This is a genomic window from Streptomyces sp. NPDC005533 (assembly GCF_042871845.1).
Lineage (GTDB): Bacteria > Actinomycetota > Actinomycetes > Streptomycetales > Streptomycetaceae > Streptomyces.
In genome coordinates this window covers 229,946-253,222 of sequence record NZ_JBIAJH010000005.1, presented here as the reverse complement: position 1 = coordinate 253,222, position 23,277 = coordinate 229,946, and the positions used below count along the sequence as shown (strand labels likewise).

Annotated in this window: 18 protein-coding genes and 2 pseudogenes; 8 read left to right on the top strand and 12 right to left on the bottom strand. The window is 74.8% G+C overall.

The window, feature by feature from the left end; genetic code table 11:
- Window positions 1-25 precede the first annotated feature (25 nt).
- Window positions 26-1,519: an FAD-dependent oxidoreductase gene (locus tag ACFYP3_RS07580; RefSeq protein WP_388828286.1), complete on the top strand. Its 1,494-nt coding sequence runs from the start codon at window positions 26-28 to the stop codon at window positions 1,517-1,519.
- Between the two features lie 172 nt (window positions 1,520-1,691).
- Here ACFYP3_RS07580 and ACFYP3_RS07575 read toward each other — a convergent pair whose 3' ends face one another.
- Window positions 1,692-1,901 carry a hypothetical protein gene (locus tag ACFYP3_RS07575; RefSeq protein WP_388828283.1) on the bottom strand — a complete coding sequence of 70 codons (210 nt, stop codon included), beginning with the start codon at window positions 1,899-1,901 and terminating at the stop codon, window positions 1,692-1,694.
- A 286-nt stretch (window positions 1,902-2,187) separates the two neighbouring features.
- On the opposite strand from ACFYP3_RS07575, the gene ACFYP3_RS07570 reads away from it, so the two are divergent.
- Window positions 2,188-3,387 carry a S8 family serine peptidase gene (locus ACFYP3_RS07570; protein WP_388828280.1) on the top strand — a complete coding sequence of 400 codons (1,200 nt, stop codon included), beginning with the start codon at window positions 2,188-2,190 and terminating at the stop codon, window positions 3,385-3,387.
- A gap of 100 nt (window positions 3,388-3,487) precedes the next feature.
- Here ACFYP3_RS07570 and ACFYP3_RS07565 read toward each other — a convergent pair whose 3' ends face one another.
- The 3 genes from ACFYP3_RS07565 to ACFYP3_RS07555 all read right to left on the bottom strand — a co-directional run bounded on the left by ACFYP3_RS07565 (window position 3,488) and on the right by ACFYP3_RS07555 (window position 6,338).
- Window positions 3,488-4,570: a PI-PLC domain-containing protein gene (locus ACFYP3_RS07565; RefSeq protein WP_388828278.1), complete on the bottom strand. Its 1,083-nt coding sequence runs from the start codon at window positions 4,568-4,570 to the stop codon at window positions 3,488-3,490.
- A 114-nt stretch (window positions 4,571-4,684) separates the two neighbouring features.
- A complete protein-coding gene (locus ACFYP3_RS07560; protein ID WP_388828275.1) occupies window positions 4,685-5,380 on the bottom strand; it encodes a sigma-70 family RNA polymerase sigma factor in 696 nt (231 codons plus the stop codon).
- A gap of 154 nt (window positions 5,381-5,534) precedes the next feature.
- Window positions 5,535-6,338, bottom strand: a complete 804-nt coding sequence (locus ACFYP3_RS07555) for a hypothetical protein (RefSeq protein WP_388828272.1) — start codon at window positions 6,336-6,338, stop codon at window positions 5,535-5,537.
- Between the two features lie 278 nt (window positions 6,339-6,616).
- On the opposite strand from ACFYP3_RS07555, the gene ACFYP3_RS07550 reads away from it, so the two are divergent.
- Both ACFYP3_RS07550 and ACFYP3_RS07545 read left to right on the top strand, forming a co-directional pair.
- Window positions 6,617-7,735: an MFS transporter gene (locus tag ACFYP3_RS07550; protein ID WP_388828363.1), complete on the top strand. Its 1,119-nt coding sequence runs from the start codon at window positions 6,617-6,619 to the stop codon at window positions 7,733-7,735.
- 56 nt (window positions 7,736-7,791) lie between these two features.
- Window positions 7,792-8,832 carry a sugar ABC transporter permease gene (locus ACFYP3_RS07545; protein WP_388828269.1) on the top strand — a complete coding sequence of 347 codons (1,041 nt, stop codon included), beginning with the start codon at window positions 7,792-7,794 and terminating at the stop codon, window positions 8,830-8,832.
- Here the strand turns inward: ACFYP3_RS07545 and ACFYP3_RS07540 are convergent.
- Window positions 8,819-10,015 carry an acyl-CoA dehydrogenase family protein gene (locus ACFYP3_RS07540; RefSeq protein ID WP_388828266.1) on the bottom strand — a complete coding sequence of 399 codons (1,197 nt, stop codon included), beginning with the start codon at window positions 10,013-10,015 and terminating at the stop codon, window positions 8,819-8,821. The two genes, ACFYP3_RS07545 and ACFYP3_RS07540, sit on opposite strands and share 14 nt — an antisense overlap.
- Window positions 10,016-10,159: 144 nt before the next feature.
- Here ACFYP3_RS07540 and ACFYP3_RS07535 point away from each other — a divergent pair, with 144 nt between their 5' ends.
- Both ACFYP3_RS07535 and ACFYP3_RS07530 read left to right on the top strand, forming a co-directional pair.
- Entirely contained in the window at window positions 10,160-11,998 is a 1,839-nt protein-coding gene (locus ACFYP3_RS07535; RefSeq protein WP_388828263.1) for a CoA transferase, read from the top strand.
- Complete coding sequence (locus tag ACFYP3_RS07530; RefSeq protein ID WP_388828260.1) at window positions 11,995-13,698, top strand: class I adenylate-forming enzyme family protein; 1,704 nt, start codon at window positions 11,995-11,997, stop codon at window positions 13,696-13,698. The genes ACFYP3_RS07535 and ACFYP3_RS07530 overlap by 4 nt, the downstream gene beginning before the upstream one ends.
- Before the next feature lie 111 nt (window positions 13,699-13,809).
- On the opposite strand, the gene ACFYP3_RS07525 is transcribed toward ACFYP3_RS07530, so the two are convergent.
- The 7 genes and pseudogenes from ACFYP3_RS07525 to ACFYP3_RS07495 form a co-directional block, all read right to left on the bottom strand.
- Window positions 13,810-14,637: a metal ABC transporter solute-binding protein, Zn/Mn family gene (locus tag ACFYP3_RS07525; RefSeq protein WP_388828257.1), complete on the bottom strand. Its 828-nt coding sequence runs from the start codon at window positions 14,635-14,637 to the stop codon at window positions 13,810-13,812.
- Window positions 14,595-15,461 carry a metal ABC transporter permease gene (locus tag ACFYP3_RS07520; protein ID WP_388828254.1) on the bottom strand — a complete coding sequence of 289 codons (867 nt, stop codon included), beginning with the start codon at window positions 15,459-15,461 and terminating at the stop codon, window positions 14,595-14,597. The genes ACFYP3_RS07525 and ACFYP3_RS07520 overlap by 43 nt, the downstream gene beginning before the upstream one ends.
- The gene (locus ACFYP3_RS07515; RefSeq protein ID WP_388828251.1) at window positions 15,458-16,093 is read right to left on the bottom strand and encodes an ATP-binding cassette domain-containing protein; all 636 of its coding nucleotides are present in this window, start codon (window positions 16,091-16,093) and stop codon (window positions 15,458-15,460) included. Before ACFYP3_RS07515 ends, ACFYP3_RS07520 begins: the two co-directional genes overlap by 4 nt.
- A 151-nt stretch (window positions 16,094-16,244) precedes the next feature.
- The gene (locus ACFYP3_RS07510) at window positions 16,245-16,769 is read right to left on the bottom strand and encodes a copper chaperone PCu(A)C (protein WP_388828248.1); all 525 of its coding nucleotides are present in this window, start codon (window positions 16,767-16,769) and stop codon (window positions 16,245-16,247) included.
- Window positions 16,766-19,060, bottom strand: a complete 2,295-nt coding sequence (locus ACFYP3_RS07505) for a heavy metal translocating P-type ATPase (RefSeq protein WP_388828245.1) — start codon at window positions 19,058-19,060, stop codon at window positions 16,766-16,768. The genes ACFYP3_RS07510 and ACFYP3_RS07505 overlap by 4 nt, the downstream gene beginning before the upstream one ends.
- A complete protein-coding gene (locus tag ACFYP3_RS07500; RefSeq protein ID WP_388828242.1) occupies window positions 19,057-19,308 on the bottom strand; it encodes a hypothetical protein in 252 nt (83 codons plus the stop codon). The genes ACFYP3_RS07505 and ACFYP3_RS07500 overlap by 4 nt, the downstream gene beginning before the upstream one ends.
- Before the next feature lie 842 nt (window positions 19,309-20,150).
- Window positions 20,151-20,579: pseudogene (locus ACFYP3_RS07495) on the bottom strand (agmatine deiminase family protein); the annotation flags it as partial.
- 47 nt (window positions 20,580-20,626) lie between these two features.
- Here ACFYP3_RS07495 and ACFYP3_RS07490 point away from each other — a divergent pair.
- Both ACFYP3_RS07490 and ACFYP3_RS07485 read left to right on the top strand, forming a co-directional pair.
- A pseudogene (locus tag ACFYP3_RS07490) lies at window positions 20,627-20,995 on the top strand (agmatine deiminase family protein); the annotation flags it as partial.
- 235 nt (window positions 20,996-21,230) lie between these two features.
- Complete coding sequence (locus ACFYP3_RS07485; RefSeq protein WP_388828239.1) at window positions 21,231-23,255, top strand: SpoIIE family protein phosphatase; 2,025 nt, start codon at window positions 21,231-21,233, stop codon at window positions 23,253-23,255.
- Window positions 23,256-23,277 lie beyond the last annotated feature (22 nt).

Genomic DNA, 23,277 nt, shown 5'->3' with positions numbered 1-23,277 from the left:
TTGACACCTTAACACCGTTAAATGCATGCTGGCGAGCGCAGCACTTAACAACGTTAAGGAGAATGTCGTGAACACGCATGCCCCCGCACGGCACACCGACGTGCTCGTCGTCGGAGCCGGCCCCACCGGGCTCGCCCTGGCCATCGACCTCGCCCGGCGCGGAGTCGACGCCCTCGTCGTCGAGCGGGCCGGTGCCCTCTTCCCGGGATCGCGCGGCAAGGGACTGCAGCCCCGCACCCTGGAGGTCCTCGACGACCTCGGCGTGCACGACGCGATCCGGGCGGCCGGAGCCCCGTACCCGGTCGGCGTGGTCTGGCAGGACGGCGTCCGCACCGGCGAGCACCGGATGTTCGACGCGGCCGAGCCGACCGAGGGTGCCCCGTACGCCGAACCCTGGATGGTGCCGCAGTGGCGGACGCAGGAGATCCTCGCCGCGCGGCTCGCGGAACTGGGCGGGACGATCGCCTTCGGCCGGGAGCTGGCCGGCATCGAGCAGGACCCGGAGGGCGTGACGGCCGCCTTCGTCTCCGGTCCGCCCGTCCGCGCGCGGTACGCCGTGGCCGCGGACGGCGGCCGGTCCACCGTCCGACGGGCGCTGGGCATCGGCATGACCGGCGAGACCGTGGACCCGAACCCGATGCTGGTCGCCGACGTCCGTGTCGAGGGCCTCGACCGCGACCACATGCACGTCTTCCCGCCGACCGAGGGCGGGGGCTACCTCGCCATCTGGCCGCTGGCCGCGACCGAGGAGTTCCAGTTGGTGGCGGCGTTCCCGGAGGGCACCGAGCCGGACCTCTCCCTCGACGGGATCCGCAAGGTCGTCGGCGCCCGCTCGCACCTCGCGCCCGATGACGTGACGGAGGTGCGCTGGGCCTCGGACTTCCGGCCGAGGGCCGCGATGGCCGACCGCTTCCGCGACGGCCGGGTGTTCCTCGCGGGTGACAGCGCGCACGTGCACTCGCCCGCCGGCGGACAGGGCCTCAACACCAGCGTCCAGGACGCCTACAACCTGGGCTGGAAGCTGGCCGCCGTCCTGGCCGGGGGAGCGCGCGCGTCCCTGCTCGACTCCTACGAGGAGGAGCGGCTGCCGGTCGCCGCCCACATGCTCGGCCTGTCCACCCGCATCCACCGCGGCGAGGCCCGGCGCGGCGAGGCCACCCGCCAGCTCGGCATCGGCTACCGGACTTCGGCCCTCGCGGTCGAGACCCGCCACGGCCTGGCCGAGGAGGCTCTGCGGGCGGGCGACCGCGCACCGGACGGGGTGCGCGGCGGCCTCCGGCTCTTCGACGCGTTCCGTGGAACGCACTGGACGCTGCTGACGGTCGGAGCGGGTTCCGACGCGGCCGGTCTGCCGGACCCGTCCGCGCTCCCCGGGCTCGCGGACGTCCGCACCGTCCGGATCCCCTCGTACGAGGCGTACGGGGACGGGGTGTTCCTGATCCGCCCCGACGGCTACGTCGGCTGGGCCGGGACGACCGCGGAGGGCCTGGCCTCCTACGCGGCCGCGATCGGCGGCTGAAGCGCGCCCGGCTCCCGGCCACCGGGCCGGATCCCGGATCGATGCCCGCCGTGGCCCGGAGGTCCCGGAGGTTTCGAAGTCCGCACGGCCGCAGCCGTCTTGGCCGCACTGGTCCGCGGCCCCGGGGTCGCGTCCCGCGGTGCCCGCGGCGGCGGTGGGCGGCGGCCGGTCTTCAGCGGTCGTCGCGCATGTCGTCCAGGTCCTCCTCACGCAGGTCGTGCATCACGTCACGCATCGTCGCGTCCTCGCGGCCGCGCTCGTGGGCGATCTCGTCGGGGCTGCGCGGCCGACCGCCCGTCTTCACCTGGTCGGGTGCCGGCGACCGCCCGCGGATCCGCCCGCCGCGGCCCGGGTCCGGCGTCTGGTGCTTGTCTGCGCCCATGACGGCTCACACTCCTCACGGGATGTCCCCGCAACCGGCGCCTAACCCGCCAGGACCCCGCCAAACACGCACCCCCGGCCCCGGTGCCGAAACGATCATGTGCTCATTCCGTGAAGGGCTTCACGAGAACATGTGTGCGAGATGGAGGCGGTGCGGAGGGTGTATTAAGAAACCTTGTTGAAAAAGCCTTTACCCCGGGTTCGGCCTTGATTTGCTCCTGTCAATCGGAACAGGGTTCTCCAGAACGTTTGACGCCCCACACGTCAACACGAGGAGAACCCTCTACATGGCAACTCACAAGCGATCCAACGCCCTTCGCACCACGGGCATAGCCGCGGGCGCAGCAACTGCGTTGGTGGCAGCCCTGTTTGCGAGCCCCCTTGCCGGGGCGGCCACACCGGCCGAAGGCACGGTGCACGGACTCGGCGCCCCGGACGCCGTGGACGGCAGCTTCGTCGTCATCCTCGACGCATCCGCGAACAAGGAGGACTTGGCGAAGAAGTACGGCGGCAAGCTGGAGCGCTCCTACGGCTCCCAGGTCAACGGATTCTCCGCGTCCGGTATGACGCCGAAGGAGGCGAAGCGGCTCGCCGCGGACCCCGCCGTCGGCACGGTCGTGCAGAACAAGCGTTTCCACATCAGCGAGACCCAGGAGAAGCCCCCGTCCTGGGGCCTGGACCGGATCGACCAGGCGGCCACGGCCGGTGACCAGAAGTACACGTACCCGGACGGCGGCGGCGAGGGGGTGACGGCGTACGTCATCGACACCGGCGTCAGGATCTCGCACAAGGACTTCGGCGGCCGCGCCGCCCACGGTTTCGACGCGATCGACAACGACGACTCCGCCGACGACGGGAACGGCCACGGCACGCACGTGGCGGGCACCATCGCGGGCACCGCCCACGGCGTCGCCAAGAAGGCCAAGGTCGTCGCGGTGCGGGTGCTGGACGACAACGGATCGGGCACGACCGAGCAGGTCGTGGCGGGCATCGACTGGGTGACCAAGAACCACTCCGGGCCGTCGGTCGCCAACATGAGCCTCGGCGGCGGCGCCGACGAGGCGCTGGACGCGGCCGTCAAGCGGGCCATCGCCTCCGGTGTGACCTTCGCCGTGGCGGCCGGCAACGAGTCCTCGGACGCCGGCCAGGGTTCGCCCTCCCGGGTGCCCGAGGCCCTCACGGTGGCGTCGAGCACCGAGGACGACCAGCAGTCGGACTTCTCGAACTTCGGCTCGGTCGTCGACCTGTACGCGCCCGGCTCGGAGATCACGTCGGCCTGGAAGGACAGCGACACGGCCGTCAAGACGATCTCCGGGACGTCGATGGCGACCCCGCACGTGGTGGGCGCCGCCGCTCTCTACCTGGCGGCCCACCCGTCCGCGACACCCGCCGACACGGCCGCCGCACTGACCGGGGCCGCGACGAAGGGTGCCATCAAGAACCCGTCCTCCGGCACCGCGAACAAGCTGCTGAAGGTGGCGCCGTGACGCGGTGACGTGTTGACGCGGCAACGCGTCCGTGCCGTAGCGCGGTGACCTGGAGCGGCCCTTCACTTCGTGGAGGGCCGCTCCGGCGTGCGTACGCGCATCAACGGCGTGCGCCCAGCTCCGCGACGATCGAGGCGGGGGTGTGCCCGCTTCCGTCCGACAGCCGGTGGAAGTCGACGGAGACGAAGTTCGGATCGCGGCCCCCGGTGGCCGTCCGGCACGGCCCCGCGATGCGGTCCCTCAGTTTGGCGCCGTTGTCCAGGGCCGCCGTCATGACGGTGGGCACGTTGCGGTGGTGGCTCATGGTGAACAGGCGCCGGAATCCCGGCTCCTGACGGTCCAGGGGCACGTCCGACCAGCGGCTGACGCAGCTGAGGTCGTTGCCCAGGTCGCCGAGGCTCCAGTAGTTGCTCACCGTCCAGGACTTGTCGTACATGACGCCCAGGTGCTCGCGGTCGGAGCGGTCGGAGAAGATCAGCAGCCGCTTGCCGGCGGTGACGAGGTCGGCCACCTTCGGCCATCCGTGCGCGCGCACGCCCCACTCGTCGGGCCGGAACACCATCTCGGGCAGTCCCCTGACCCGGCCGAGGGACCGCGCCAGCTGCTCCGCGCTGACGTAGTCCTCCAGGAAGACGGTGACGACCTCCTGCGGATGGGCGGCGAGGAAGTCCACCACCGTCTGCATCGTCCCGTGGAGGGACTGCCGGGGGAGCGCGTACGTGGCGCCGGCGAAGGTCTTGCAGTCGCCGTGGCACAGGTAGACGTCGCTGGGGTAGCAGTCGCTGCCGAAGCTGATGACGCACAGCCAGGTGCTGCGCTCGTACCAGTGCGTGTCCAGGCTCAGGCCGCGGACGCCGTTGTCGAGCTGGGCGCGCACCGACTCTGCCTGGTTCACCGAACTCCAGCGGGAGTCCTCGTAGTTGGTGAAAGCGTTGTGGGTGGTCAGGAACGCGGCCTCGTCCAGGCGCCGGTCGCCCCAGCGGGCGGCCGCGGCGTCGGCCGCACCCGCGGTCGCGGTCGCCGCGGCGGCGACGGAGGAGGGGGCGCGGGCCGGGGCCGGGGCGGCCGTGGCGGTCGCCGTGCCGAGGAGGGCCAGCAGCAGGAGGCCGACGAAGGCCTGCCGGCGGGTGCGCCCCCGCCGGCGCCCGCGCACCCAGGCTTTTAACATGCCCATGTCAATCATGGAGCGGAGGGTAGCGCGCCGGCCCGCGATTGCGGAGTCCCCGGACGCACCCGGCCGGCGCGGGGCCACGGGAGGGCGGCGCTCAGGCCGCGCCCTCCCGTGCCCCCGGCCGGATCAGGCGGGCGCCGTGGTGAGCGCACCCTTGCGCACGGCCGGTGCGACGAACCGCGGTTCCCGGCCCGGCAGCGGGTGCTCCCGTACGGGCGCGGCCGCGGCGGTGCCCGTCAGCAGCTCGACGAGGGAGGTGCGGGCGCGGGCGACGCGGGAGCGGACGGTACCGATGGGACAACCGATGGCCTCGGCCGCGTCGGCGTAGGGCAGGCCCAGGAGCTGGGTGAGGACGAAGGCCTCCCGGCGTTCGGCCGGGATCGTGGCGAGGAGTTCGGCCAGCGCGACACCCTCGTCGAAGCCCGGCACGTCGTGCGGCTGCGTCTGCTCGGCGGCGGTCTGCCAGTCGTGCCGGTCCGAGAGCCGGGGCCGGGCCGCGGCGTGGCGGAGGCTGTCGACGACGGTGCGGCGGGCGATGGACAGCAGCCAGGTGCGCGCCGAGGAGCGGCCCTCGAAGCGGGGAAGGGCGGCGAGGGCCCGCAGGAACACGTCCTGGGTGAGGTCGTCGGCGGCCTGGGTGTCGGCGCTGAGGTAGGCGACGTAGCGCCAGACGTCGCGGTGCAGTGCGCGGACGAAACGGTCGGCCTTCGCGGGGTCGCCATCGCGGGCGTCCAGGGCCAGTCGGGTCACGGCCGCGTCGGCGGTGTGCCGGTCCGGCCGCTCGACGGCGGGACGGGTCCGGGTGGGCAGGGCAGGAGTCATCGCCACAGGTCCTTCGGGGAAGGGGGACCGGCGCCGCGCGCGAGGGCGGGGCCGGTGAAGGGTGGTACGGCCCGCCGGAGGGCAGGGCCGAGGCCCGAGGCGCGGCGGGCGGGCGCGAAACGCGGGTGCCGACGCGTGCTCGGGGAGCCGGCTGTCAGACGACAGCGACTCCCTGCGGGGGACCCCGTGAGGTGATGGCGTGGACGAGGAGGAGCCGGCGCAGCGCGTGGCGCCGGCGGGCGCGGCGTACGAGGACGCGCGGCGGGTGCGCCGTCGCGGTCGGGCGAAGGAGCAGGCGCAGCGGGGTCCGGAGCCATCCGGCGACGGCGCGCAGGATCCGGAAGGCGGCTCGCTCACCGTGCGCGAGCCACAGGCCGCACAGCACCGCGGCCACGAGGTGGGCGGTGAGCATCGCCGTCGGCGACATGCCGCCCATGTCGTGGCCCGCGCCCGGCATCGCGGTCCCCGCGGACACCGCGCCGGCCATCTCGTGCGCGGCGTGGTGGCCGTGGGCGGTGGCATCGGAAAGCCCGGTACCGGGCGGCGGCCGGAAGACCAGACCGCTGACCCCGGCCTCGTCGACCACCCTCGACGCCTCGCCCGGGGAGACGGCCGAGGCCGCCCCGACTCCGGTCAGGTACTGCGCCCACTGGCGGGCGAACGAGGCGCCGGTGGGCAGGGACGGGTGGACCAGGGACTGGGCCAGGGAGAACCCGGCGTGCAGCCCGGCCTGGACGGTGACGGCCGCGGCGGTGACGGCGAGCAGCCCGCGCTCACGGCCGGCGAAGGCCCAGGCCGCTCCCGCCGTGCCGGCGAACGCGGCGGACAGGGCCCACCAGGGCACCGCCGTACCCGACATGAGGAGGTGACCGGTGGCCGCGAGCAGCACGCAGAGGGCTGCGAACATCGCAGCCCGTACGACTCGTGAACATCGGCCCTGGTCCATGGCGGAGCTCATCCTCGCACCGGCGTCCGGGACTTCGAAGAAGGCTGCGCACTTCTGGACAAGTTCTGGTGGGCGACCCGGCCGTGCCTTGAGCGCCCGCCCCTTGTGAGCCGGACCACACGACGCGCGGGGAACCGGAGGCCTTCGGCGGCCGACTGACTGGCCGGTCGAAACGGTGTGCGGGCGGCGTGGGGAAGGAGCCCTCAGTGGCGGTGGAGGAACCCGGGACCGTGCCGGCGCGTGCCGACGAGGGCACGGGAAGACCGCTGACGGCGCTGCTCACGTGCGCCATGGCGTTCTCGATGCTCCAGCTGTTCCTCCTCGGGGCCCTGGGCCCGCGGCTGGTGGACGAACCGGGGGTCTCGCCCGCGGTCCTCGGGCTGACGACGACGCTCGGCTTCGGCACGGCCGCCGTGCTGTCCCCGGCCGGCGGCCGGCTCGTGGACCGGATCGGTCCGCGCCGCTCCCTGGTCGTCCTGCTGCTGGTGTCGGCCGCGGCGCTGGCCCTGATCGGCGCCGCCCCCGGAACCGGTGCGCTGCTCGGCGCCGTCGCCCTGGGCGGTGTACCGCAGGCGTTGGCCAACCCCGCCACCAACAAGGCCATCCTGCGCGTCGTCCCGCCGGCCCGGCGGGGCGCGGTGACCGGACTGAAGCAGTCCGGCGTCCAGTTGGGCGCCTTCGTGGCCGGGCTGCCCCTGGTGCTGCTCGCGGGCGGGATCGGCTGGCGGGGCGCGGTGTGGACGGCGGCGGGCGCGGCCCTGCTCGCCGGGGGGTGGGCGCTGCGGGCGCTGCCCGAGGATCCCGCGCCACCCCCGACCGGCCCTCACGGCTCCCTCGTTCCCCGCGGGATGATCGCCTGGCTGGCGGCCTTCTCCCTGTTCCTCGGGGCCGGGATCGCCTCGGTCAACACCTACCTGGCCCTCTTCGGAGCGCAGCGCCTGGGGATGGGTCCGACCGCGGCCGGCGCCCTGGTGGCCGTACTGGGCGTGGCCGGGATCGCCGGCCGGATCGGCTGGTCGAAGGCGGCCCGGCCGGGCCGGGCCGAGTGGCTGCCGGGATGGCTCGCCTGCGGCGCGCTGGGGGCGGCTCTGCTCCTGGCCGCCGCGCTCGTCGCACATCCGTTGGTGTGGCTCGGGGCCGTCGCCGTCGGCGTGTTCGCCGTGTCCGGGAACGCCGTGTCCATGGTGCTGGTCATGCAGCGGGCCGCGCCGGGCCGGGCCGGTCAGGACTCGGCGCTCGTCGCGGCCGGGTTCTTCGGCGGATTCGCCCTGGGGCCGCCGCTGTTCGGGCTGCTGGCCGGGAGCGGCCGGTACGGCCACGGCTGGCTGCTGGTCGCCGCGGAGTTCGCGGCGGCGGGAGCCGTCGCCTTCGCGTGGGCCGCGCGGGACCGGCGGAAGGCCGCCTCGTGAACGGCGCGGCGCCCACGGATTGGGCCGAAAACGCCCTCACGGCCGTCATCGGGCGCGTGAGCGTGACCGAGGCCCAGGTCGGCGCACGCTTCCCGCTCTACGCGCAGCCTGACGACGGGCGGTGGACGACCACCGGCCGCGGTTCCTGGACCGGAGGCTTCTGGGCGGGGCTGCTGTGGCTGCGGGCCCGCCACTCCGGTACCGACGCCGACCGGCGGGCCGCCGCCGCGTGCACGGCCCGGCTCGCTCCCTGGGCCGACGCCGACACCGCCACCCGGGGACTGATCTTCTGGTACGGGACCTCGCTCGCCGGGGCCGACGGAGAAGCCGCCCGGCTGCGGGACCGGGCCGCCCAGGCCTGCCTGTCCGCCTACGACCCCGCACTCGGCCTGGTCCCCTGGGGCGACGCGCTCGGCGGGCCCCGCCTGCTGGCCCGCGTGGACGGGGTGCCGGGGATGGTGCCCCTGCTGGCGGGCGCCGGCGCGCGGGGTGCGGCCGCCGCGGCCGCCCACCTCCACCGGCACCTCGACCTCTGCCTCGGCACGGGCGCCGAGCGGCGCCCCTGGCTGTGGCCGGCCCGACAGTTCGAAGAGAGCACCGGATGGCAGCCCTGCGACGAGCCCGCGCCGGGCTGGAGCCGCGGCCGGGCCTGGCTGCTCCTGGCCGTGGCCGACGCGCTGGTGCGGCCCGACGTCGTGGGCGCTGACCGCGCCCGGCTCGACGACGCGGCCGGACAGCTGCTGGCGCAAGGGGAGGTGCCGGCCGGACGGCTGGTCCCGCCGGCCGACGCCTCCCGGCCCGCCGGCCCCCTGGACACGTCGGCCGCCGCGATCACCGCGGTCGCCCTGCTGAAGCTCGCACGGGTCCCGGGCCCCCGGGCGCAGGCGTGCGCGGACCGGGCCGTCGCCCTCCTGAACCGCCTGGCGCGGGCCCACCTCACCGGCGTGTGCTCCGGCCGCCCGCCGGGGATGCTCCTGGACGGCTGCTACGACGCGGCGAAGGGGCTGGCGGTCCGGCACGAGCTGATCTGGGGCGACTTCTTCCTGGCGCTCGGCCTGGCCGCCATGGACGGCCTCGTCGACATCACCCGCGCGTAGCGGGCCCCGGGCCGTAGTCGCGCAGGACGCGGCGGGCCACGGCGGTGATGTGGAGTTCGTCGGGGCCGTCGAGGACGCGGGCGGCGCGGCCCGTACGGAAGAGAGCGGGCAGCGGGGTGTCCGGACCGAGCCCGGCGGCGCCGTGCACCTGGATGGCCGAGTCCGTGACCTGCTGGAGCATCCGCGCGGCGGCGACCTTGGCGAGCCCCACCTCCGTCCGCGCGTCCTGCCCGGACGCGATCAGGCGCACCGCCTCGTGGACGAGGGGCCGGGTGGTGCGCAGCGCGAGGAGGGCGTCGAAGACGTGCTGCTGGACCAGCTGCTGGTCGGCGAGCGGCCCGCGGGACCCGTTGCGCGTGGCGGCCCGTTCGCACATGAGGTCGAAGGCGCGCCGGGCCTGGCCCAGCCAGCGCAGGCAGCGCAGCGTACGGCCCAGCAACAGCCGCTCACCCGCGATGGCCAGGGCGTCGCCGGGCTCGCCGAGGAGGTGGTCGGCGGGCACCCGGACCCGGTCGAGCGCGATCTCGTACTGGCCCGCCCCACCCAGCACGGGGAGTTCGCGGACCACCCGGAAGCCGGGGGAGGAGGTCGGCACCAGGAGCAGGGAGAGCCCCGCGCGGTCGCCGGCGGTTCCGCCGGTGCGGGCCAACACCGTCACCAGGTCGGCGCCGGCGGCGCCGGAGGTGAACCACTTGCGGCCGCTCACGCGCCAACCGCCGTCCGCCAGGCGCTCGGCGCCGGTGGCGGTCGAGAACGGATCGGTGCCGGGCACGTCCGGCTCCGTCATCGCGTAGCAGGTGCGCAGCTCCCCGGCGACCAGCCGTGCCAGGTACTCCCCGCGGACCCGGGGCGTGCCGTGGCGGGCCAGCATGGTGACGTCGAGCAGGGGAGCGGAACCGAGCGCCACGGGGCCGTGGTCACTGGCGCCCTCGTCCTCGGCCAGGGCGGCGTACGCGGTGAAGGACAGGCCGCCGCCGCCCAGTTCGGCCGGGAGCGGGAGCGCCCAGAGCCCATCCTCACGGGCCTGCCGGCCCAATTCGGCGAGGGCCTCGGCCGCCGCCGGGCCGCCGGCGTCCAGCACGCCCTCCCGAGGGATCACCCGGCCGCGGACGAACGCGGCGATCCGCTCCCTCAACTGGGCCTGCTGGAGCGCGGGTTGGGTGACCGTGTCCGGATCCGTCACTGTTCTCCTCCTCATTCCCGGGAACTCGTGGGAACGGTTGTCCGACTGTCTGTCCGTGGAACTGGTCGGGCGCGGACGCCCCCCGGTTCCCCGCGTACCGCACGAACCGGGCGACGGCCACCGCCGCGCCGGGAGAGGAGAGGCATGGCGTCACCAGCCACCACGCAGACGGTCCGGCCGCTCGACACACTGCGCTTCGACACCTCGGGGCCCCCGCAGATCACCGCTGTGGTCTCCGACCACCTGCGCATGCTCGGTGCGAGCGGCGCTCGCCGCGGCCCGGAGGCCGCGCCGGACCGCATCACGCTCACCGGCGGCGGCTTCGCACCGGCCCACGCGGTCGCCGATTGGGCGGGCCCCGCGAGCGGGCTCGTCGACGAGGCGACCGTGCAGGCCGCCACCGGCATCATGGCCGTGCACGGCCGCCGGGACGGCGCCCCGCGGGGACTCGCCGCCGACTACGCCGCCACGGCCACCGCCGTCCTGACCGTGCAGGGGCTGCTCGCCGGCCTCGTCGGCCAGGCCCGCGGAGGCCCCGCTGCCCAGGTCGCCACCCGCGCGGACCGGGCGGGCCTGCTGACGGTGTCCCAGTACCTCGCCGCCGCCGGAGCCGACGAGGGCGAAGCCGCCGAACTCGCCGCCGGCGGGCCGCCCTTCCGCTCCGCCGAGGGCGTCCTCTTCGAACTGGAGACCCTCGACCCGGGTGTCTGGGCCGCTTTCTGGCGTGCGCTGGAGGCGCCCGCCGACGCGATGCGGGCAGGCTGGCGGCCCTTCCAGTTCCGGTACGCCACCGCCTGCGCCCCCTTCCCCGGAGCCCTCCACGAGATCACCCGGGCCACCCCCATGACGGGCGTCCGGCGGGCCGCGGCCCTCTCCGGCGCCGAGGTGTGCGTCCTGCGCACGCTCGGGGAAAGGGCGCTGGAGGACGACGGCGCCGCCCCTTGGGCGCTCCGGCTGCTCGGGCCGGAAACCGGCCGTCCGGGGACGGCGGCCGGGCGCGGAAGCAGGCGCGCAAGCGGGCAGGGAAGCGGGCAGGGCGCCCGGCGCCTCGACCGGCCTGCCGCGGGCCGGCCGCTGGCCGGACTGACCGTCCTGGAGGCCGGCCGGCGCATCCAGGCCCCGCTCGCCGCCCACCTGTTGGGCCTGCTGGGCGCCGAGGTGATCCGGATCGAGCCGCCGGGCGGCGACCCGCTGCGCGGTATGCCGCCCGCCTGCTCCGGGACCTCCGCGCGCTGGCTCGCCCTCAACCGCGGCAAGCGGGCCGTGGAGATCGACATCAAGGCCGACGCCGACCGGCGCCGCCTGCGCGAGATGGCCGCGGAGGCCGACGTCTTCCTCCACAACTGGGCCCCGGGCAAGGCCGCCGCACTCGGCCTGGACCACGACGACCTCGCGGCGGTGAACCCCGCGCTGGTCTACGCGTACACCAGCGGCTGGGCCGACCGGCTCGACGACGCCCCCATGGGCACCGACTTCATGGTCCAGGCCCGCACCGCGGTCGGCGAGGCCGTCCGCCCCCAGGACGAGCCCCCGGCCCCCTCACTGATGACCCTGCTCGACGTCCTCGGCGGACTGCACGGCGCCGAGGCGGTCCTCGCCGGACTCCTTCTGCGCGAACGCACCGGCCACGGCGTCCGCGTGGACTCCTCCCTGCTCGGCGCCGCCGACACCCTCACCGCCCCCGCCCTGCGACGCGCGGCACGCGGAGAGAACCCCCGGCGGCCGGCCGGATTCCGGCGCCCCCTGCCCACGGCCGACGGCTGGATCGCCCCGACCGACGCGGCCGCCCCCGCCGCAGGAGCGTACGACCTGCGCGAACTGCCCACCGCGGACGCCCTCAAGCAGCTGCGGGAGCACGGCCTGACGGCCACCGCCGTCACCACCGAACTGGCCGACCTGCACCACGACCAGCGTTTCACCGGCTCGATCAGCCGAGATGCGCACGGAGCCCCTGCCGTTCCCGACCCCTGGAGCTTCACATGACCGCCAACAGGCTCGCACTGCACGACCTGCTGCCCGCAGGCCTCCGCCGCTCCTGGGTGGTCGACGGCACCTGCCCCGACCTCGACCTCTACAGCCTGTTCCGGGCCCGGCAGATCGCCGACCTGCACGCCACCGCCGTCATCGACGCCAAGGGCCCCCTCTGTTACACCGCGCTCGACCGCAAGGTGCGATGTCTGGCCGGCGGCCTGCGGGACCTCGGCATACGACCCGGCGACGTGGTCGGCGTCCAGCTCCCGAACAACCGCAACGCCGTCATCGCGGACCTCGCCCTGGCCGCCCTCGGCGCGGTGGCCCTGCCCTTCCCCGTCGGCCGCGGCAGCCTGGAAGCGGAATGCCTGCTGCGCCGCGCCGAAGCCGTCGCCGTCATCGCCGCGACCGAGCACCGCGGCAGCCGGCACGCCGCCGACCTGCACGGCCTGGCGCCGGCCCTCCCCGCGCTCCGGCACGTGATCGCCGCCGGAACCGGGCCCGCCCCCGAGGGAACCCTCGCCTTCTCCGCCCTGCTGCGTTCCGACGCGAGCGCCTTCGTACCGGCCCGGCCCGACCCGGACGGCGCGGCCCGCATCCTCGTCTCCTCCGGTTCCGAGTCCGAGCCGAAGATGATCGCCTACTCGCACAACGCCCTCGCCGGCGGTCGCGGCAACTTCCTCGCCTCGCTGATGCCCGACGGGACCGCGCCGCGCTGCCTGTTCCTGGTACCGCTCGGCTCCGCGTTCGGCTCCAACGGGACGGCCGTCACCCTGGCCCGGCACGGCGGCACGCTCGTCCTCCTCGACCACTTCACCCCGGAAGCGGCTCTCGCGGCGATGCGCGAGCACGCGCCCACGCACGTCCTCGGCGTACCGACCATGGTGCGGATGATGCTGGACCGGCTCGAAGGGGACCGGCTCGAAGGCGACGACCACCCGCTGCCCGCCCCCACCGCCCTCGTCCTCGGCGGCTCCGCGCTCGACGAGCGCACGGCCAACGAGGCCGCCCGCGCCTTCGGCTGCCCGGTCGTCAACCTCTACGGCTCGGCCGACGGCGTCAACTGCCACACCGGCCTGGACCACGACACCCCGCCCGCGGACGGCCGGGGAGTCGTGGCCGGCCGCCCCGACCCCCGGGTCGCCGACATCCGCATCGCCGACACCGAGACGCACGAGCCGCTGCCGGACGGCCGGGTCGGGGAGATCATCGCGCGCGGCCCGATGACCCCGCTGTGCTACGTCGCCTCCCCGGACCTCGACGCCCGCTACCGCACCCCCGACGGCTGGGTCCGCACCGGAGACCTCGGCTTCCTCGACGAGGACGGCACCCTGCACGTCGTCGGACGGCTCAAGGACATCGTCATCCGGGGCGGCGCCAACATCAGCCCCGCCGAGGTCGAACGCCAGCTGGCCGCCCACCCGCTGGTGCGCGACGTGGTGTGCGTCGGCGTTCCGGACCCGGTCATGGGGGAGCGGCTGGCGGCCTGCGTCGTACCCCGCACCGCGCAGGCGCCCTCCCTGGAGGACATCGGCGCCCACCTCGCGGAGCGCGGGCTCGAACAGCGGAAGTTCCCCGAGCGGCTCCTGATCGTCGCCGAACTCCCGCTGACCCCGGCGGGCAAGCCCGACCGGGCCGCCCTGCGCGCGTGCCTGGTCGACGTACACCCGCTGCCGGGGACCGCAAGCGTCCCCCTCGCCCAGGCGGGATGACAGGGCGGGGCCCGGCGGCGCCCCGCCGCCGGGCCCCGCACACCGCAGCACGGGAGGGCACGCGCTCCACGCGTGCCCTCCCGTGCCCGGTTCACGCCGTGCCGCGCCGGGTCAGGAGGCGCCCATGGCCTTCCTCAGCTCGGCCGCCGCGTTGCGGTAGACCGGCAGGAGGTCGAGGTCCTCACCCGGGTAGTTGACGATCTTGACCTGCTTGGCGCCGGAGTCGGGCAGGACCGTGCCCGTGGACATGTGCGCGTTGTCCAGGACGAGCGCCGGCTTCTTCGCGGACAGGTCCGCGAGCTGCGCCGGGGTGACGGCCTCCGGCCCGAACGTGCCCACGGACGTGGCCCCGGCGAGCTTCGCGGCCCAGGCGGTGAAGACCTGGGAGACGACGGAGGGGCTCTTGCCGCCCGGCCAGGCCGCCTGCACGTCCTTGTTCAGCTTCGCGTACTCGGTGTCGAAGCCGGTCTTCCACTGCGCGGCGGCGTCCGCCGTGCCGAAGAGGGCGCCCAGCTTGTCGACCTCGGCCTTGACCTTGTCGGGGTCGTTGTCCAGGTTGACCTCGACCAGCTTCGCCTTGGAGCCGGCGGCCTCCTTGATCTTCGCCGCGTACGGTTCGAAGGGCGCGTAGAGCACGAAGTCGGCCTTGGCGACGGCGGCGAGGTCCGAGGGCTTCGGATCGTAGTCGGGGGCGTGGTGCACGGACTGCGGGACGATGACCTTGACGTCCTGGGCGCCGGCGGCCCGGGCGAAGGCGCCTTCCCAGCTGGTGGTCACGACCACCACGGGCTTGTCCTTCGCGGCGGGGGCGCCGGCCGGCGCCGGGTTGTCGCCGGCCGCACCGGTGCCGGCGCCGCCGTCTTCTCCGCAGCCGGCCGTGAGGAGGACCGCCGCGCTCAGTGCGAGGAGGGAAGGGATACGGCCGCGGGTGCGCGCCATGTGCTGATTCTCCGTTCGGGTATGAAGTGCACGGCGAGGACGAGTGCCCCCGCCGTCAGGACGAGGACCGGGCCGGGAGGCCAGTCCAGCCACAGGGCCAGCAGGAACCCCGTCAGGTTGACGACGATGCCGATGCCGACCGCCCAGAGGGTGATCGACCGCAGCGAGCCGCCGAGGCGGCGGGCCGCGAGCGCCGGCAGCAGCGTCAGCGCGTCGACCAGCAGGGCGCCGGTGAGTTTGATGGCGCCCGCGACGGCGACGGCGACGAGGACCAGGAGGACCGCCGTCAACGCCCGTACGGGAACGCCCGAGCACTGGGCGAGTTCGCGGTCGTGGAGGAGCAGGCCGATCTCGCGGCGCCGCCACCAGAACAGGCCGGGGACCACGACCGCGAGCACGCCGAGGACCACGAGGTCGGCGGTGCCCACCGACAGGATCGACCCCCAGAGCAGGGCGAACGCGCCGGAGGCGTTGACGCCCGACACGGCGAGCAGCAGCAGCGCCGCCGCGATGGCCAGGCTCATCAGCAGCCCCATCGCCCCGGACAGCCCGTCCGGGGTGCGGGCGAGCGGGGCGACGCCCGCACCGGCCAGGGCGCAGGCCACCAGCGCGCACAGCATGGGGTCGAGGCCGGTGAGCAGGCCGACCGCGATGCCGAGCAGGGCGACGTGCATCATCGCGAACCGGACCGGCATGATGTCGAGCCCGACGATGACCACCCCGATCACGGGCAGCCCGACGGCGGCCAGCAGCAGGGCGATGCCCGCCCGCTGCACGGGCAGGAGCTGCAGGAGTGTGCCCAGGTCGGCGGTGGCGAGCGTCATCGGACCTCCCGCAGCCGGCCCGCGGCCATCTCCAGTACCCGGTCGCAGCGCCGCGCCAGCGCGCGGTCGTGCGTCACCACGACGAGGGTCACCGGCAAGGAGGTGAGCACGTCCGCCGCCTCCTCCTGACCGTCGAAGTCGAGGGCGGCGGTGGGCTCGTCGGCCAGGAGCACCTGCGCCCCCGCGGCCACGCAGCCGATCGCCCGGGCCAGGTACATGCGCTGCAACTGCCCGCCGGAGAGGGTGTGCAGCGGCCGCCCGGTCAGCGGACCCACCCCGAGCCGGTCCGCGGCCTCGGCCGCGTCCGTCGCCGCGCCGCTGCTCGCCAGCAGCTCGGCGCCGAGCAGCGGGAAGCGCCCCGCGGCCGGCTTCTGCGGGATCCACGCGCAGGCCCGGCGCCGCCAGGCCCACTCCGCGGCCGAACCGGTGCCGCGCCCGCCGACCGTGATCGCGCCCGACACCTGCCGGTGGAGGCCGAGCACGGCCCGCAGCAGCGTGGTCTTGCCCGAACCGTTCGTGCCGGTCAGGGCCACCCGCTCACCGGCCGCGATCTCCAGGTCCACATCGGCGACGGCCTCCACCCGGCCGTGCCGGCAGGCCACTGCGCGCATGTGGACGTCCAGCCCGCCCATCTCTCGTCCCTCGATCCTCTGCAGCAGGATGACTTCGGCGCGGTGTCCGCCCCGTACGGGGGAGTAGTCGGCCGGGGCGGGCTCCGGGTTCCCGCAAGCGGCGGGACGGACGAAATCGGCGCGATCGGCGAGGTCCGCGACGCGGGGCGGCTCAGCCTCCCGGCCGCACGACGAACGCCACGGCCTGGACGGGCCCGCTGTTGCGGAAGTGCAGGACGAAGGGCAAGGCGTCCCCCACCTGCCAGCGGCCCCTGACCGTCATCATCACGTCCAGCGTGCTCGGAGTCATCTCCAGCGTCGAGCCTGCGGGGACCTCCGCCGAGGGGACCATGCGCAGGGAATCCGCCCCCGCGGCGCTCCCGTGCCGGCTCAGCGTGACCGACTCGACGACGGGAGAGGTCACGGAGACCAACTGGTCCCCGGAGCCACCGGTGTTGGTGATCCGGAAGAACGCGGCCGTGCGCTCCCGGTCGGCGTACGGCAGGAAGACCCGCCCGATGCCGACCTCGATCCGGGCCGGAGTGCCCGCGGCCCCCGCCGTGGTCCACGCGGTCAGCCCGACCAGGGCCGTGAGACAGGCGGTCACCGGTGCCAGCACGGCGACCAGCCCTTCGCGCAGCCGGCGGCCGGCGGGCGACTGCGCGGCCGAGGACGTGGGGGAGAGAGGATCGGTCATCGCTGAAAACCCTTTCGGCGGGGACGGGTCGACATGCCGCCGTGGCGCTTCGGCGCGGGATGCCAGGCCCGCAGGCGCAGGCTGTTGCCGACCACCAGCAGGGAGCTGGCGGACATCGCGGCGGCGGCGACCATCGGGTTGAGCCAACCGACCGCGGCCAGGGGCACGGTGACCACGTTGTAGCCGAACGCCCAGACGAGGTTGGCGCGGATCGTCCCCAGGGTGCGACGGGCCAGCCGGACCGCGTCGGCCACCGCCTCGATGTCACCGCGCACCAGCGTCACATCGGCGGCGCCGATCGCCACGTCCGTACCGCTGCCCATCGCGATGCCGAGATCGGCGCGGGCCAGGGCCGCGGCGTCGTTCACCCCGTCACCGATCACCGCCACCCGGCGGCCCTCCGCCTTCAGACGCGCCACCAGCTCGGCCTTCCCCTCCGGAGTGCAGCGGGCGTGGACCGCGTGGATGCCGAGCTGCGCGGCGACCGCCAGGGCCGTGGCATCGCGGTCACCGGTGGCCAGCACCGGTTCCACTCCCAGCCGGCGCATCCGGTCCACGGCCCGGTAGCTCCCGGGCCGCAGCACGTCCCCGAGGGTGATCAGGGCCTCGTCGAAGCCGTCCACCCGGACCAGGACGGGAGTCAGCACGGACGCCTCCGCCTCGGCCAGCGCCTGCGCCAAGGACTTCGGCAGTCCGTCGTCGGGCGAGAGCAGGTCGATGCGCCGGCCCTCCACGAGCCCCGTGACCCCTGTCCCGGCCGTCGCCCGGAAGTCGGTGACCGGGGGCAGCGTGCCCCCGGGCAGCGCGCGCTGCGCGTACGCGGCGAGGGCGCGGCCCAGCGGATGCTCCGAGCCCTGCTCCACGGCCCCGGCCAGGCGCAGGACGGCCTCGCGCCCGATGCCGCCGCTGACCGCCGTGACCTGGACGACGCTCATGTGTCCGGTGGTGAGCGTGCCGGTCTTGTCCAGGACCACGGTGTCGACGTGCCGCAGGGCCTCCAGCGCCTGCGGACCGCTGACCAGCACGCCGAGCTGTGCCCCCCGGCCGGTCGCGGCCAGCAGCGCGGTGGGCGTCGCCAGCCCCAGCGCGCACGGACAGGCGACGACGAGGATCGCCACCGCCGCGGTCACCGCGGCCTGCGGGTCCGCCCCGGCGCCGAGCCAGAAACCGAGCACGGTGACCGCCAGAGCGAGGACGACGGGGACGAAGACCCCCGCCACGCGGTCGGCGAGCCGCTGGGCCCGGGCCTTGCCCGCCTGGGCTTCGGTGACCATGCGGGTGATGCGGGCGAGCTGGGTGTCCGCACCGACCGCGGTGGCCCGTACGAGCAGCAGTCCACCGGCGTTGACGGCGGCGCCCACCACCTTGCGCTCCGGCCCCACCTCCACGGGCTCGCTCTCGCCGGTGACCAGGGACAGGTCCAGAGCCGAGCTGCCGGAGACCACCACACCGTCGGTGGCGACCCGTTCACCGGGCCGGACGAGGAACTCCTGCCCCACGCGCAGCTGTTCCACGGGGATCAGCCGCTCCCTGCCGTCCTCGCGCACGGTCACGTCCTTGACCGTGAGCCCGGCCAGTGAGCGCAGGGCCGCGCCGGTGCTCCGCCGGGCCCTGCCCTCCAGGTGGCGGCCGGCCAGGACGAACAGGGGAACTCCGACGGCGGCTTCCAGGTAGACGTGCGCGACCTCCCCACCCGCCGAGGGGAGGAAGGTGAACGGCATCCGCATGTCCGGAACGCCGGCGCCGCCGAGGAACAGCGCGTACAGGGACCAGCAGAACGAGGCGAGGACCCCGAGGGAGACCAGGGTGTCCATGGTGGCCACCGAATGCCGCAGCCCGCGCACCGCCCGCCGGTGGAACGGCAGGGCGCTCCACACGACGACAGGTGCGGCCAGAGTGAGGCACAGCCACTGCCAGTTGCGGAACTGCAGGGCGGGCACCATCGACAGCACGAGGACCGGCAGGCAGAGCAGGGCGGTGACCAACAGCCGTTCGCGCTCCCGGCGTTCCCCGTCCGCGGGCGGCTCTGCGGGGGGCTCCGCGGGTGGCTCCGCCGGCGGGGGCAGTTCGGCGGTGTAGCCGGCGCGTTCCACCGCCGCGATGAGGTCCTGGGGGGTGACGGCCGGCGGATGGCTCACCCGCGCCCTCCCGGTGGCGAGGTTGACCGTCGCGCTCACCCCGTCGAGCCGGGCCAGCCGCTTCTCCACCCGGTTCACACAGGCCGCGCACGTCATTCCGCCGACGATCAGATCGGTCGCCGTCAGGGTGCCGCCCGCCGTGTCCGCGGTCATCGGCCGCTCCCCGGATGCGTGCCGCTCATGCCGCCGCCACCGTGCGAGCCGCCGGTGGATCCCGAGCCGGTGCCGGTGCCGGTGCCGGTGCGGTGCAGGCCGGGGGCGACCGGCCCGGCGGCCGCACCCACCCCGTAGGAGAGGGCGAACAGGGCCGCCAGCAGCACGACGAAGCCGGCCAGAGCCGGTGGCGGCGCCCCGCGCCGCAGGCCGCCGTCGGTGCGGGCCTCGGGTTGCCTACCGGTCATCGGCGCTCCAGATCCTCGGTACGGGCATGGGTACGGAGCTGCGCCCGCCGTGGTCGTCCGCGCGGGAGCCGCCGGGGAGGTAGTCGTACGCGATGCCGTGCGAGTTCCCGCCGGTTGGCTGCGCCGCTTGGGCGGGGTCGGCGGGGTGGGGGTCGGTTGGGGTGGGGGCGGGCGCCCTTTGGCTGCGCCGCTTGGGCCGGTTGGGGTGGGGGCGGGCGCGCGCCGGGGCGTCTCCTCGGGCGCCAAACGTGTCGGGGTGTCGGAGAGCTGGGCGGAAGTGCGTTTGGCACCCTGCGGGGATCACCCCGACACACACCCACCCCCACCCCAACCGACCCGCCTGCTACCCGGTACCGACACACCACCCAGCCCGGCCACACCCATCCAGCCCGGCCACACCCGTCCAGCCTGACCGCACCCATTCAGCTACGCCGCACCAATTCAGCCTCGCCGGCGTTTGAGGCGCGGGGTCCGGGGCGGAGCCCCGATCTTTGAGCCGCACCCTCCAGCTGTGCCCCACCATCCGGCTGGGCCGCACCAATTCAGCCTCGCCGGCGTTTGAGGCGCGGGGCCGGGGGCGGAGCCCCGATCTTTGTGCCGCACCCTCCAGCTGTGCCGCACCTTCCAGCTGTGCCGCACCTTCCAGCTGTGCCGCACCTTCCAGCTGTGCCGCACCATCCGGCCTCGCCGTACCCTCCGGCTGGGCCGCACAAATTCAGCCTCGCCGGCGTTTGAGGCGCGGGGTGCGGGGCGGAGTCCCGGGCTTTGAGCCGCACCGTTTGGCCTCGCCGGCGATGAGGCGCGGGCGGAGCCCGGCGGTGGCGCGGCCGAGGCCCGGGGGGTCAGGCCGCCGGCCTGCCGGGCTGGTCGTGGGTCGAGCAGTGGATGCCGCCGCCACCCGACGCGATCGTGTCGATCGCGACCGGTACGACGTCCCGCTTCGGGAAGTGCTCCCGCAGGATGCCCCGCGCCTGGTCGTCGGCCTTGCGGTCCCCGAACTCGGGCATGAAGACGGCGTCGTTGGCGATGTAGAAGTTCGCGTACGTCGACACGAAGTCGTCGCCCCGGCCCGTGATCCTGTCCGGGTCGGGCTGCGGCAGGTCGACGACCTCGAAGCTCCGGCCGCGTGCGTCCGTCGCCTTCGACAGGACGGACTTGGCCTGGTCGGCGGAGCAGGACCAGGAGTCCGGCGGGGTGGTCGGGTGCGCGCGGTCCGGCAGGACCACACCCGGCGCGGTGAAGCGGACGAGGCTGTCCACGTGGGCGTCGGTACGACGACCACGTCGACGCGACCTCCCGCTTCCTCGCCCCGGGGAAGGCACTCGTCCAGATGCCGCAGGCCTCGGACGACGACGTCTACGCCAGGGACGCCCGCAGGCAGTACCAGGTCCTGTCCGCGGCCACGACCGCGGGCGGCGCCCGGATGACCGTCGAGAAGCTCCAGGGCCCCGACTACGACAGGATCCGCTCCACCAACCCGGACTTCCTCGCCTCCTACGCCAACTACTACGTGTGCAACGGCGCCGTGATCAGCGGTCAGTTCGGCGACACCCAGGCCGACTCCGCGGCGCGCGCCACGCTGACCCGCCTCTTCCCCGGCCGCGTCGTGGAACGGCTCGACATCGACCGCCTCGGCGCCGGCGGCGGCGGCATCCACTGCGTGACCCAGCAGCAGCCGGTCCCGTAACCACCCGGCGGCAGGCCGCCCCCGCATCCCACCGGCCTGCCGCCCCCACCACCCGGCCGCGCGTGGCCCCGGCTCCCGCTCCGGATGTCTCCTGTCCCTGGCGTCCGACATGGGGGCGCGACACCCTCTCCGCGGGTCGCCGGTGCCCGTCCCGGGGTCGATACTGAAGATTGCGGTGCGTGGAGGCGACATGCGTGAACCGGAGCATCGTGGCCCGAGGTCGGCCTCGGTGCCCGTGACCGAGACGGCAGCGGTCGTACTGGACGACGCGGGCGTGGTCGTCGCCCGTTCCGAGTGGGCTGCGAAGCTGCTGGACTGCCCGCCGGGTCAGACCTGCGCCCCCCTGCTGGGGATGCTGCCCAGTGCCGGGGCGGAGGCGGGACCGGCCCGCCGCCTGGTGACCCTGCCCGCAGGCGAGCACGTGGGCACGAAGGTGCCCCTGGTCTGCACGGTCGTCCGACTCGCGGCCCGCACTCCGGGCGAGCGCGACGCCGAAGCCCAGTGGCTCGTCCTGGTCACCCCGGCGGAGACCGCCGTGGAGGCGGTCGCGCCCGACTCGGAACGACGCCGCAGGAGACTGTCCCTCACCGCCGCCGAGAGCATCGGGGCGTCCCTGGACGTCACGGACATGGCCCAGGTCCTCGTGAACCTGCTCGTCCCCGACTTCGCGGACCTGGCCACCGTGGACCTCGCCGAGCCGGTCCTGGTGGGAGACGAACCGCTGCGGCTCGACACCAGCGGTGAGGTCCGCCTGCGCCGGACCGCCGCCGCGCAGAGCCCGGGTGTCTGCGCGGAGGACCTCCTCCCGGTCGGCGAGGCGCTCCCTCCCGTACCGGACACCGAGGTGATGCGCCCGCTCATGGCGGGACGGCCCGTGCTCGTGTCCGACGTCGACGTACTGCGCTCCGCACTCGGCGTGGACACCGACACCCTGCGCCTGTTCGTCCCCAGCGGGGCGCACTCCACCGTCGCGGTGCCCCTGTACGCACGCGGTCTGATCCTCGGCTGCGTCACCGTCTGGCGCAGCCAACTGCCCTCCGCCTTCGGCGAGGAGGACGCCGCCCTCCTCCAGGACGTCGCCTCCAGGGCCGCACTCGGCGTGGACAACGCGCGCCGCTACACGAAGGAACACCGGGCGGTGGTGGCCCTGCAGCGAAGCCTGCTGCCGCAGTCCGTCCTGAACACGGCGGCCGCGGACACGTCGGGGATCTACCAGCCGGCGGGCGGCGGCGCCGGAGTCGGCGGGGACTGGTTCGACGTCATCCCGCTGCCCTCGCTGCGCGTGGCGTTCGTCGTCGGGGACGTCGTCGGCCACGGACTGGAGGCCACCGCGGCCATGGCCCGACTGCGGACCGCGGTGCAGACCCTGGCCGACCTCGACCTGGATCCCGGCGAGCTGCTCACCCACCTGGACGACCTGGTGCTCGGCTTCTCCAGCGAGCAGACGACCGGCGAATCCCGCACCGAACCGGCGGTGCTCGGAGCGACGTGCCTGTACGCCGTCTACGACCCGGTGACGAGCCGGTGCGTCGCCGCCACCGCCGGTCATCCGCCGCCGGCCGTGCTGCCCCCGGGGGAGGAGCCGCACTTCCTGGACATGGTGCCCGGACCGCCGCTCGGCGTCGGCGGAATGCCCTTCGAGGTGACGGAGTTCGGCGTACGGCCCGACAGCACACTCGCGTTCTTCACGGACGGCCTCGTGGCGCGCCGCGGCGGCGACATCGAGGAAGGGATGGAGAGGCTGCGGAGCTCGCTCGTCGGCGCCGGATCGGGCCGGCCCCTGGGCGAGGTCAGCCAGGGCGTGTTCGACAAGGTGCTGTCCCAGGAGCCCGCCGACGACGTGGCCCTGCTGCTCGCCCGCACCCGCGCCCTGCCGCCGGACCGGGTCGCCGAGTGGGAGTTCGAAGCCGACCTGTCCCTCGTCGGGCACGCCCGTGAACTGGTGGTGGGCCGGCTCTCCGGCTGGGAGCTGGACGAACTGGGCTTCGTGACCGAGCTCGTCGTCAGCGAGCTCGTCACCAACGCGATCCGCTACGCGGGCGGCCCGGTCGGGCTCCGGCTGATCCGCGACCGGGTACTCGTCTGCGAGGTGTCCGACCCGAGCAGCACGCAGCCGCGCCTGCGCCGGGCACGGGAGACCGACGAGGGAGGCCGCGGCCTGTTCCTCGTCGCCCAGCTCACCGACCGCTGGGGCTGCCGGTTCACCGGCACCGGGAAGACGATCTGGACGGAGCAGCCCATCGCCGGTCCGCGAGCGTGAGGGCGAACGCCTCGGCCGCGGT